Origin of the sequence: Streptomyces sp. NBC_00690 (genome assembly GCF_036226685.1) — a bacterium.
Taxonomy (GTDB): Bacteria; Actinomycetota; Actinomycetes; order Streptomycetales; family Streptomycetaceae; genus Streptomyces.
In genome coordinates this window covers 5141087-5153651 of record NZ_CP109009.1, presented here as the reverse complement: position 1 = coordinate 5153651, position 12565 = coordinate 5141087, and the positions used below count along the sequence as shown (strand labels likewise).

General features: G+C 64.6%; 6 protein-coding genes. All 6 read right to left on the bottom strand.

Features of this window, described 5'->3' with window-relative positions; all coding sequences use genetic code 11:
* Positions 1–88: 88 nt before the first annotated feature.
* On the bottom strand, positions 89–1282 hold the full coding sequence (gene tuf / locus OID54_RS22560) for an elongation factor Tu (RefSeq protein WP_329022157.1): 1194 nt from the start codon (positions 1280–1282) through the stop codon (positions 89–91).
* A gap of 161 nt (positions 1283–1443) precedes the next feature.
* The gene (gene fusA / locus OID54_RS22555) at positions 1444–3570 is read right to left on the bottom strand and encodes an elongation factor G (RefSeq protein WP_329022156.1); all 2127 of its coding nucleotides are present in this window, start codon (positions 3568–3570) and stop codon (positions 1444–1446) included.
* 38 nt (positions 3571–3608) lie between these two features.
* Positions 3609–4079 (bottom strand): 30S ribosomal protein S7, encoded by a 471-nt coding sequence (gene rpsG, locus OID54_RS22550; RefSeq protein WP_093656423.1) that lies wholly within the window; start codon positions 4077–4079, stop codon positions 3609–3611.
* A 2-nt stretch (positions 4080–4081) separates the two neighbouring features.
* Positions 4082–4453 (bottom strand): 30S ribosomal protein S12, encoded by a 372-nt coding sequence (gene rpsL / locus OID54_RS22545; protein WP_003948652.1) that lies wholly within the window; start codon positions 4451–4453, stop codon positions 4082–4084.
* A gap of 329 nt (positions 4454–4782) precedes the next feature.
* Positions 4783–8682 carry a DNA-directed RNA polymerase subunit beta' gene (locus tag OID54_RS22540; protein ID WP_329022154.1) on the bottom strand — a complete coding sequence of 1300 codons (3900 nt, stop codon included), beginning with the start codon at positions 8680–8682 and terminating at the stop codon, positions 4783–4785.
* Positions 8683–8810: 128 nt separating this feature from the next.
* Positions 8811–12293, bottom strand: a complete 3483-nt coding sequence (rpoB, locus tag OID54_RS22535) for a DNA-directed RNA polymerase subunit beta (RefSeq protein WP_329022152.1) — start codon at positions 12291–12293, stop codon at positions 8811–8813.
* Between the last annotated feature and the right edge of the window lie 272 nt (positions 12294–12565).

Genomic DNA, 12565 nt, shown 5'->3' with positions numbered 1-12565 from the left:
CCCGAGAACATGCGAAGAGGCCCCACACCTTTCGGTGCGGGGCCTCTTCTTGGTGCTCGTTTGGAGCTACCAGGTCAAACCGTCAAAACTACTTGACGATCTTGGTGACCTGGCCGGCGCCCACGGTCCGGCCACCCTCACGGATGGCGAACTTCAGGCCCTCTTCCATGGCGACGGGCTGGATGAGGTTCACCGTCATGACGGTGTTGTCACCCGGCATGACCATCTCGGTGCCCTCGGGGAGGGTCACCACGCCGGTCACGTCCGTGGTACGGAAGTAGAACTGCGGGCGGTAGTTGTTGAAGAACGGGGTGTGACGGCCACCCTCGTCCTTCGACAGGATGTACGCCTGGGCCTCAAACTCGGTGTGCGGCGTAACCGAACCGGGCTTGATGATGACCTGGCCGCGCTCGACGTCCTCGCGCTTGATGCCACGGAGGAGCAGACCGACGTTCTCGCCAGCCTGACCCTCGTCGAGCAGCTTGCGGAACATCTCGATGCCGGTGACCGTGGTGGTGGTCTTCTCGGTCTTGATACCGACGATGTCGACGGTCTCGTTGACCTTGAGGACACCACGCTCGATACGACCGGTGACGACGGTTCCACGACCGGTGATCGTGAAGACGTCCTCGATCGGCATCAGGAACGGCTTGTCGACGTCACGCTCGGGCTGCGGGATCGACTCGTCGACGGCGGCCATCAGGTTGAGGACAGAGTCGCCCCACTCCTTGTCGCCTTCGAGAGCCTTGAGCGCCGAGACCTTGACGACCGGAAGGTCGTCGCCCGGGAACTCGTACTCGGAGAGGAGCTCACGAACCTCGAGCTCAACGAGCTCCAGGATCTCCTCGTCGTCCACCATGTCGGCCTTGTTCAGCGCGACGACGATGTACGGAACGCCAACCTGGCGAGCCAGGAGCACGTGCTCCTTCGTCTGCGGCATCGGGCCGTCGGTGGCGGCGACCACCAGGATGGCGCCATCCATCTGCGCCGCACCGGTGATCATGTTCTTGATGTAGTCCGCGTGACCCGGGCAGTCGACGTGCGCGTAGTGACGCGACTCCGTCTGGTACTCGACGTGCGCGATCGAGATGGTGATACCGCGCTGACGCTCCTCAGGAGCCTTGTCGATCTGGTCGAAGGCCGAGGCCTCGTTCAGGTCCGGGTACTTGTCGTGCAGCACCTTGGTAATGGCGGCCGTGAGGGTCGTCTTACCGTGGTCGATGTGACCGATGGTGCCGATGTTGACGTGCGGCTTAGTCCGCTCGAACTTCGCCTTCGCCACTGGGGTCCTCCTGGGGAGTGGTTCTGTACGCCTTACTCATCGGCGCCAGGTGATCTTTGCTGGGATGCCGGGGCCAGGGACATTTCCTTGGAAAACTCTCGTAATCGGCTGGAATGCCCCAACGGCTCCGGTGATAAGCCTAAAGCGTCTACTCGGAAGAGTTACTCGCCCTTGGCCTTCGCGATGATCTCCTCGGCGACGTTCCGCGGAACCTCGGCGTAGGAGTCGAACTGCATCGAGTAGCTTGCGCGACCCGAGGTCTTGCTGCGGAGGTCTCCGACGTAGCCGAACATCTCCGAGAGCGGCACCAGGCCCTTGACGACCCGGGCACCGGCCCGCTCCTCCATGGCCTGAATCTGGCCACGGCGGGAGTTGATATCACCGATGACATCGCCCATGTAGTCCTCGGGCGTGGTGACCTCGACGGCCATCATCGGCTCAAGAAGCACGGGGCTCGCCTTACGCGCGGCCTCCTTGAAGGCCTGCGAACCGGCGATCTTGAACGCGAGTTCGGAGGAGTCGACCTCGTGGTAGCCACCGTCGAGGAGCGTAAGGCGCACGCCCGTCATCTCGTAGCCGGCCAGGATGCCGAACTGCATGGCCTCCTGCGCGCCCGCGTCCACCGAAGGGATGTACTCCTTGGGGATGCGGCCACCGGTGACCTTGTTCACGAACTCGTACGAGGCGTCGCCGCCCTCGATCGGCTCGATCGCGATCTGCACCTTGGCGAACTGACCGGTACCACCGGTCTGCTTCTTGTGGGTGTAGTCCACGCGCTCGACGGCCTTGCGGATCGTCTCGCGGTACGCGACCTGCGGCTTGCCGACGTTGGCCTCGACCCGGAACTCGCGGCGCATCCGGTCGACCAGCACCTCAAGGTGAAGCTCGCCCATACCACCGATGATGGTCTGGCCGGTCTCCTCGTTGGTGTGCACCTGGAAGGAGGGGTCCTCCTCCGCGAGACGCTGGATGGCAACACCCAGCTTCTCCTGGTCACCCTTGGACTTGGGCTCGATCGCGACCTGAATGACCGGCGCCGGGAAGTCCATGGACTCCAGGATGACCGGGTTCTTCTCGTCCGCGAGCGTCTCACCGGTGGTGGTCTGCTTGAGGCCCATGACGGCGACGATGTCGCCCGCGCCCACCGACTCGATCTCCTCACGCTTGTTCGCGTGCATGCGGTAGATCTTGCCGATGCGCTCCTTGCGGCCCTTCACAGAGTTCAGGACCGCGGTGCCCGCGTTCAGGCGCCCGGAGTAGATCCGGATGAACGTGAGCTTGCCCAGGTGCGGGTCGCTCGCGATCTTGAACGCAAGAGCCGACAGCGGCTCGTCGTCGGACGGGCGACGCTTGACGACCAGCTCCGGGTCCTTGACGTCGTGGCCTTCGATGGCCTCGACGTCCAGGGGAGAAGGCAGGTAGCGCACGACCGCGTCGAGCAGGGGCTGAACGCCCTTGTTCTTGAACGCGGTGCCACAGAACACCGGCGTGATGGTGATGCCATCGGACTTGCCAGAGGCGATGGTGATACGACGGATCGCCGCGTACAACTGCTCCTCGGTGGGCTCAGTGCCCTCCAGGTACAGCTCCATCAGCTCTTCGTCGTTCTCGGCGACCGTCTCCAGAAGCTTGCCGCGGTACTCCTCGGCAGCCTCGGTGTGGGTGGCCGGGATGTCGACGACGTCGTACATCTCGCCCTTGGTCGCCTCGGCGGACCAGACGAATGCCTTCATGGTGACGAGGTCAACGACACCCTTGAAGTCCATCTCGGCGCCGATGGGCAGCTGCATCACGATCGGCACCGCGCCAAGGCGGTTGCTGATCATGTCGACACAGCGGTGGAACTCGGCACCGGTGCGGTCGAGCTTGTTGACGAAGCAGATACGCGGCACGCCGTAGCGGTCCGCCTGACGCCAGACAGTCTCGGACTGGGGCTCGACACCCGCGACACCGTCGAACACGGTGACAGCGCCGTCGAGGACGCGGAGCGAACGCTCCACCTCGACGGTGAAGTCCACGTGACCCGGGGTGTCGATGATGTTGATCGTGTGATCGACCTCATCGAGCGGCCAGTGGCAGGTCGTCGCGGCGGACGTGATCGTGATGCCGCGCTCCTGCTCCTGCTCCATCCAGTCCATCGTGGCAGCGCCGTCGTGGACCTCACCGATCTTGTAGCTCACACCGGTGTAAAACAGGATGCGCTCGGTGGTCGTCGTCTTGCCCGCGTCGATGTGGGCCATGATCCCAATGTTGCGGACCTTGGCCAGGTCAAGCGAAGTGGTGGCCATATGGCTCAGTCTTCTCTCGGTCTCGATGTGGGTAGGGACTACCAGCGGTAGTGCGCGAAGGCCTTGTTGGACTCGGCCATCTTGTGCGTGTCCTCACGCTTCTTGACCGAAGCGCCGAGGCCGTTGGAGGCGTCCAGCAGCTCGTTCATGAGGCGCTCGGTCATGGTCTTCTCGCGGCGGGCGCGGGAGTAACCGACGACCCAACGCAGCGCCAGGGTGGAGGCACGACCGGGCTTGACCTCGATCGGCACCTGGTAGGTGGCGCCACCGACACGGCGGGACTTGACCTCAAGAGACGGCTTGACGTTCTCAAGGGCGCGCTTCAGCGTGATGACCGGGTCGGCGCCGGTCTTCTCACGAAGACCTTCCATGGCGCCGTAGACGATCCGCTCGGCCGTGGAACGCTTGCCGTTCAGCAGAAGCTTGTTGATGAGCGAGGTCACCAGAGGAGAGCCGTAGACCGGGTCGATGATGACCGGGCGCTTCGGGGCGGGGCCCTTACGAGGCATTCTTACTTCTCCTTCTTGGCGCCGTAGCGGCTGCGGGCCTGCTTGCGGTTCTTGACACCCTGAGTGTCGAGGGAACCGCGGATGATCTTGTAACGAACACCCGGCAGGTCCTTCACACGGCCACCACGCACGAGCACGATGGAGTGCTCCTGCAGGTTGTGTCCCTCGCCCGGAATGTAGGCCGTGACCTCGATGCCGGAGGTCAGACGCACACGCGCGACCTTACGCAGGGCCGAGTTCGGCTTCTTCGGGGTGGTCGTGAAGACACGCGTGCAGACGCCACGGCGCTGGGGGGAACCCTCAAGTGCGGGCGTCTTGTTCTTCTCGACCTTGTCCTGCCGGCCCTTCCGGACCAGCTGCTGGATCGTAGGCACTACTTCTCCGGTTTCTGTGTGCCGTTCAGTGAAACTAACCTGGAACATCTCCGACCCACGCGGTCGGGTGTGTCGAAGCTGCGAGGCTTCCGCCGACGTAGGCGGAGAGGCGCAGATTGCGGTGGCCGTTAGAAGACTCGTCATGCGGTTGAGGACACGCACACGAGCCCAGGCACACCCCAGGCACAAGGCAAGAGCGTACCTACCGCATGGGCTGCGGTCAAAACAAATGCACACGCGTAGAAAACAGCCGCCCATAGTACAGGAACATGGGGCGGCCACCTCTCCCGAGATGGCCGCCCCATGACCGTTTCTACTGCTTGTTACCGCTACTGGTTGTACGGACCGTAGTCGTAGTCCTCCAGCGGCACGGCCTGGCCGGAGCCGGAGCCGAACGGCGAGTAGTCGATGTCGTCGTAGCCGACGGCCGAGTACATCGCGGCCTTGGCCTCCTCGGTGGGCTCCACCCGGATGTTGCGGTAGCGGGCGAGGCCCGTACCGGCCGGGATGAGCTTACCGATGATGACGTTCTCCTTGAGGCCGATCAGGGAGTCCGACTTGGCGTTGATCGCCGCGTCGGTCAGAACCCTGGTCGTCTCCTGGAAGGACGCCGCGGACAGCCACGACTCGGTGGCGAGCGAAGCCTTGGTGATACCCATCAGCTGCGGACGACCGGAGGCGGGGTGACCGCCCTCGGTGACCACACGACGGTTCTCCGTCTCGAACTTCGAACGCTCGACCAGCTCGCCGGGCAGCAGCTCGGCGTCGCCGGACTCGATGATCGTCACTCGGCGCAGCATCTGCCGGATGATGATCTCGATGTGCTTGTCGTGGATCGACACGCCCTGCGAGTTGTAGACCTTCTGCACTTCGCCGACCAGGTGGACCTGAACGGCCCGCTGACCGAGGATGCGCAGCACGTCGTGCGGGTTGGTGGCACCGAAGGTCAGTGCCTGGCCCACCTCGACGTGGTCGTCCTCGCGCACCAGGACCTTGGCACGCTTCGAGATCGGGAACGCCGTCTCGTCGCTGCCGTCGTCCGGGGTGACGACGATCTTCTTGGTCTTCTCGGTCTCCTCGATACGGATGCGGCCGGCCGCCTCCGAGATCGGGGCGACACCCTTGGGCGTACGGGCTTCGAAGAGCTCGACGACACGGGGCAGACCCTGGGTGATGTCGTCACCGGCCACACCACCGGTGTGGAAGGTACGCATCGTCAGCTGGGTACCGGGCTCACCGATGGACTGGGCGGCGATGATGCCGACCGCCTCACCGATGTCGACCAGCTTGCCGGTGGCGAGCGAACGGCCGTAGCAGTACGCACACGTGCCGACCGCGGACTCACAGGTCAGGACCGAGCGGGTCTTGACCTCCTCGACGCCAGCGGCGACGAGGGCGTCGATCAGGACATCACCAAGGTCGACGTTGGCAGGCGCGATGACCTTGCCGTCGACGACGACGTCCTCGGCGAGCATCCGCGCGTACACCGACGTCTCGACGTCGTCGGTCTTGCGCAGACGGCCCTCGGAGTCCTTGGTGGCGATCCGCAGCTTGAGGCCGCGGTCGGTGCCGCAGTCCTCCTCGCGGATGATGACGTCCTGCGAGACGTCCACCAGACGACGGGTGAGGTAACCCGAGTCGGCGGTACGCAGGGCGGTGTCGGCCAGACCCTTACGGGCACCGTGGGTGGAGATGAAGTACTCCAGCACGGACAGGCCCTCACGGAAGGACGCCTTGATGGGACGGGGAATCGTCTCGTTCTTGGCGTTCGACACCAGACCACGCATACCGGCGATCTGACGCATCTGCATCATGTTTCCACGAGCACCCGAGTTCACCATCATGAAGATGGGGTTGGTCTTCGGGAAGTTCGCGTTCATCGCGTCGGCAACCTCGTTGGTCGCCAGGGTCCAGATCTTGATGAGCTCGTTGGTGCGCTCTTCCTTGGTGATCAGACCGCGCTCGTACTGCTTCTGGACCTTCTCGTCCTGAGCCTCGTACGACGCGACGATCGCCTTCTTCGCCTCGGGCACGACGACATCGGAGATGGCGACGGTGACACCGGAGCGGGTCGCCCAGAAGAAGCCCGACGCCTTCAGGTTGTCGAGCGTCGCCGCCACGATGACCTTGGGGTAGCGCTCGGCGAGGTCGTTGACGATCTCGGAGAGCTGCTTCTTGCCGACCGAGTAGTCGACGAAGGGGTAGTCCTCGGGCAGCAGCTCGTTGAACAGCGCACGACCCAGGGTCGTCCGCAGCCGGAAGCTGTCTCCCTGCTGCCAGTCGGGCTCGCCCTCTTCACGGGCCGGCGGGGTCCAGCCGCGCGGCGGGATGGTGCCCACCGGGAAGCGGATGTCGACCTTCGCCTGCAGGGACAGCTCACGGGCGTCGAACGCCATGATCGCCTCTGCGGTGGAGCCGAAGAACCGGCCCTCGCCCTTGACCTCGCGCTCCTCTTCGTCCGTGGTGAGGAAGAAGAGGCCGAGCACCATGTCCTGGGTGGGCATGGTGACCGGACGGCCATCGGCCGGCTTGAGGATGTTGTTGGAGGACAGCATCAGGATGCGGGCCTCGGCCTGCGCCTCCGCGGAGAGCGGCAGGTGCACGGCCATCTGGTCACCGTCGAAGTCCGCGTTGAACGCGGTGCAGACGAGCGGGTGGATCTGGATGGCCTTGCCCTCGACCAGCTGCGGCTCGAATGCCTGGATGCCGAGGCGGTGCAGCGTGGGCGCACGGTTCAGCAGCACCGGGTGCTCGGCGATGACCTCTTCGAGGACGTCGTACACCACGGTGCGACCGCGCTCGACCATGCGCTTGGCCGACTTGATGTTCTGCGCGTGGTTCAGGTCCACCAGGCGCTTCATCACGAACGGCTTGAAGAGCTCCAGCGCCATGGCCTTGGGCAGACCACACTGGTGCAGCTTCAGCTGCGGGCCGACGACGATGACGGAACGCGCCGAGTAGTCAACTCGCTTGCCGAGCAGGTTCTGACGGAAACGACCCTGCTTGCCCTTGAGCATGTCGCTCAGGGACTTCAGCGGGCGGTTACCGGGACCGGTGACCGGGCGACCACGACGACCGTTGTCGAACAGCGCGTCAACGGCCTCCTGGAGCATCCGCTTCTCGTTGTTCACGATGATCTCGGGGGCACCGAGGTCGAGCAGACGCTTCAGACGGTTGTTCCGGTTGATCACCCGGCGGTACAGGTCGTTCAGGTCGGAGGTCGCGAAGCGGCCACCGTCCAGCTGCACCATCGGACGCAGGTCCGGCGGGATGACCGGGACGCAGTCCAGCACCATGCCCTTGGGGCTGTTGCTGGTCTGGAGGAACGCAGAGACGACCTTGAGGCGCTTGAGCGCACGGGTCTTCTTCTGGCCCTTGCCGGTGCGGATGATCTCGCGGAGGCGCTCGGCCTCCTCGTCGAGGTCGAAGGACTCCAGGCGCTTCTGCAGCGCGGCGGCGCCCATCGAACCGTCGAAGTAGGTCCCGAAGCGGTCGCGCAGCTCGCGGTAGAGCAGCTCGTCGCCCTCCAGGTCCTGGACCTTGAGGTTCTTGAAGCGGTTCCACACCTCGTCGAGGCGGTCGATCTCGCGCTGGGCGCGGTCGCGGAGCTGCTTCATCTCACGCTCGGCGCCTTCGCGCACCTTGCGGCGCACGTCGGCCTTGGCGCCCTCGGCCTCAAGCTCGGCCAGGTCGGTCTCAAGCTTCTTGGCGCGGGCTTCGAGGTCGGCGTCGCGACGGTTCTCGACCTGCTGGCGCTCGACGGAGACGTGAGCCTCCAACGAGGGCAGGTCGCGAGTACGACGCTCCTCGTCCACGAACGTGATCATGTACGCGGCGAAGTAGATGACCTTTTCCAGGTCCTTCGGCGCGAGGTCCAGCAGGTAGCCCAGGCGTGAGGGAACGCCCTTGAAGTACCAGATGTGGGTTACGGGGGCGGCAAGCTCAATGTGGCCCATCCGCTCGCGGCGCACCTTGGCGCGTGTGACTTCGACGCCACAGCGCTCACAGATGATGCCCTTGAAGCGGACACGCTTGTACTTACCGCAGTAGCACTCCCAGTCCCGGGTCGGACCGAAGATCTTCTCGCAGAAGAGTCCGTCCTTCTCGGGCTTGAGCGTGCGGTAGTTGATCGTCTCGGGCTTCTTGACCTCGCCGTGCGACCACTGGCGGATGTCGTCAGCGGTGGCCAGGCCGATCCGAAGCTCGTCGAAGAAGTTGACGTCGAGCACTATGCGTCAATCCCTCTCAGGGTTGTGTCTCAAGGTGGTCTGTACGGGTCCGTGGGAATTCCCCCCACGGCAGAGTCCTAGGGGGAGGCGGCCGGGACCTCTCTCACGAGCGGTCCCGGCCGGACCCGTCAGACCTCTTCGACGCTGCTGGGCTCGCGCCGTGACAGGTCGATGCCGAGCTCTTCCGCAGCGCGGAAGACGTCCTCGTCGGTGTCGCGCATCTCGATGGACATGCCGTCCGAGGACAGCACCTCCACGTTGAGGCACAGGGACTGCATCTCCTTGATGAGCACCTTGAAGGACTCAGGGATGCCGGGCTCGGGGATGTTCTCGCCCTTGACGATGGCCTCGTAGACCTTCACGCGACCGGTGACGTCGTCGGACTTGATGGTCAGCAGTTCCTGGAGGGCGTACGCGGCGCCATAAGCCTCCAGCGCCCACACCTCCATCTCTCCGAACCGCTGGCCACCGAACTGGGCCTTACCGCCCAGCGGCTGCTGGGTGATCATGGAGTACGGGCCGGTCGACCGGGCGTGAAGCTTGTCGTCGACCAGGTGGTGGAGCTTGAGGATGTACATGTAGCCGACCGAGATCGGGTCCGGGAACGGCTCGCCGGAGCGGCCGTCGAACATCCTCGCCTTACCGGACGGGAGGACCATGCGGTCACCGTCGCGGTTGGGGATCGTGGACTCGAAGAGACCGGAGATCTCGTCTTCCCGGGCACCGTCGAAGACCGGAGTCGCGACGTTGGTGCCGGCAGCGACGTCGTCGGCGCCGATCGCCTTGAGCCGCTCCATCCACTCCTCGTTGCCCTCGACCTTCCAGCCCTGGCTGGCGAGCCAGCCGAGGTGGATTTCGAGGACCTGTCCCGGGTTCATTCGGGACGGCACACCGAGGGGGTTGAGGATGATGTCGACCGGGGTGCCGTCCTCCAGGAACGGCATGTCCTCGATCGGAAGGATCTTCGAGATGACGCCCTTGTTGCCGTGACGGCCGGCGAGCTTGTCACCATCGGTGATCTTGCGCTTCTGGGCGACATAGACGCGGACCAGCTGGTTCACGCCCGGAGGAAGCTCGTCGCCCTCCTCGCGGTCGAAGACGCGTACGCCGATGACCTTGCCGATTTCGCCGTGCGGCACCTTCAGCGAGGTGTCACGGACCTCACGGGCCTTCTCACCGAAGATCGCGCGCAGCAGGCGCTCCTCCGGGGTCAGCTCGGTCTCGCCCTTGGGCGTGACCTTGCCGACCAGGATGTCTCCCGCGACGACCTCGGCACCGATGCGGATGATGCCGCGCTCGTCGAGGTCGGCGAGGACCTCTTCGGAGACGTTCGGGATGTCCCGGGTGATCTCCTCGGGGCCCAGCTTGGTGTCACGGGCGTCGACCTCGTGCTCCTCGATGTGGATCGAGGAGAGGACGTCGTCCTGGACGAGGCGCTGCGACAGGATGATCGCGTCCTCGTAGTTGTGGCCTTCCCATGGCATGAACGCCACGAGGAGGTTCTTGCCGAGGGCCATCTCGCCCTGCTCGGTGGCCGGGCCGTCAGCGAGGACCTGGGCCTCGATGACCCGGTCGCCCTCAGAGACGATGACCTTCTGGTTGACCGAGGTGCCCTGGTTGGAGCGGGAGAACTTGGCCACCCGGTAGGTGGTGTAGGTGCCGTCGTCGTTGGCGACGGTGATGTAGTCCGCGGAGACCTCCTGGACCACACCGTCCTTCTCCGCCTTGATGACGTCACCGGCGTCGACCGCACAGCGGTACTCCATGCCCGTTCCGACCAGCGGCGCCTCAGCCGTGATCAGCGGGACGGCCTGACGCATCATGTTCGCGCCCATGAGGGCACGGTTGGCGTCGTCGTGCTCCAGGAAGGGGATCATGGCCGTCGCGACCGACACCATCTGGCGCGGGGAGACGTCCATGTAGTCGACCTCGGCCGGCGGCACGTAGTCGACCTCGCCACCACGGCGGCGGACCAGTACGCGGGGCTCGGTGAAGCGCATCTCGTCGGAGATGGTCGCGTTCGCCTGGGCGATGACGAAGCGGTCCTCTTCGTCAGCGGTCAGGTAGTCGACGTCGTCGGTGACCTGGCCGTCGACGACCTTGCGGTACGGGGTCTCGACGAAACCGAACGCGTTGACCCGGCCGTAGGAGGCGAGCGAGCCGATCAGACCGATGTTCGGGCCTTCGGGCGTCTCGATCGGACACATGCGGCCGTAGTGCGAGGGGTGCACGTCACGGACTTCGAAGCCGGCCCGCTCACGCGAGAGACCACCCGGGCCGAGCGCCGACAGACGGCGCTTGTGGGTGAGACCCGAGAGCGGGTTGTTCTGGTCCATGAACTGCGACAGCTGGCTGGTGCCGAAGAACTCCTTGATGGAGGCGACGACAGGCCGGATGTTGATCAGTGTCTGCGGGGTGATCGCTTCGACGTCCTGAGTCGTCATGCGCTCACGCACGACGCGCTCCATACGCGCCAGGCCCGTACGGACCTGGTTCTGGATCAGCTCGCCGACGTTCCGCAGACGGCGGTTGCCGAAGTGGTCGATGTCGTCAGTCTCGACGACGATCTGCGTGCCGGACTCGCCGACCGTCTCGGTCTCACCGGCGTGCAGCTTGACCAGGTACTTGATGGTCGCGATGACGTCGTCGGTGGTGAGCACGCCGGCGTCCAGCGGCTCGTCGGCCCCGAGCTTCTTGTTGACCTTGTAACGGCCGACCTTGGCCAGGTCGTAGCGCTTCGGGTTGAAGTAGAGGTTCTCCAGCAGCGTCTGGGCAGCCTCACGGGTCGGCGGCTCGCCCGGACGGAGCTTGCGGTAGATGTCGAGCAGTGCGTCGTCCTGGCCCTGAGTGTGGTCCTTCTCCAGGGTGGCGCGCATCGACTCGTACTCGCCGAACTCCTGGAGGATCTGCTCGGTCGTCCAACCGAGAGCCTTGAGGAGGACGGTCACGGACTGCTTGCGCTTGCGGTCGATGCGGACACCGACCATGTCGCGCTTGTCGATCTCCATCTCCAGCCAGGCACCCCGGGACGGGATGATCTTGGCGGTGAAGATGTCCTTGTCGGACGTCTTGTCGATGGAGGAGTCGAAGTAGACACCCGGCGAGCGCACCAGCTGGGACACCACGACACGCTCGGTGCCGTTGATGACGAAGGTGCCCTTGCCCGTCATGAGCGGGAAGTCGCCCATGAAGACCGTCTGGGACTTGATCTCGCCGGTCTCGTTGTTGGTGAACTCGGCGGTGACGAAGAGCGGCGCGGCAAAGGTGAAGTCGCGCTCCTTGCACTCGTCGATCGAGTTCTTGGGAGGCTCGAAGCGGTGATCCCGGAAGGTCAGGGACATCGACCCACTGAAGTCCTCGATCGGGGAGATCTCCTCGAAGATCTCTTCCAGACCGGACTTGGTGGGGACGTCCTGTCCACTCTCAAGAGCAGCCTCGACCCGAGCCTTCCAGGCGGCGTTGCCGAGCAGCCAGTCGAAACTCTCGGTCTGGAGCGCGAGAAGGTTCGGAACCTCAAGAGGCTCCTTGATCTTTGCAAAGGAGATGCGCAGCGGGGCAGTGCTGGCGCCATTGTTCGTATTCGCGGTCGAGGCGTTGCGCGAGGCGGCCAAGAGGGGGTCCTTCCGAGGGCTCGGACTCACTACGCGCGTACCGGTCCCAAGCGAGGCACAGAGATGGAAGTCCCAGGTCAGGGATGGATCAATCCGTTGTGCTGATGCGAGGGGATGCCCCTGGTGACGGGCAGGGGGCAGTTAACAGGCAGCGCAAAGGGTCAGTGTAGCCACTTGGCACACTGATGTCCAGTCCGGATATTCAGGACCCTCGTTGTTCTCAACTCCGCGCTACTTCGCGCCGTACGGCGCACATCGATACTGCCCACTCG

Coding starts and splice junctions, on each gene's coding strand:
- rpsG (WP_093656423.1), bottom strand. CDS start 4,079: ATGCCTCGTAAGGGCCCCGCCCCGAAGCGCCCGGTCATCATCGACCCG.
- fusA (WP_329022156.1), bottom strand. CDS start 3,570: ATGGCCACCACTTCGCTTGACCTGGCCAAGGTCCGCAACATTGGGATC.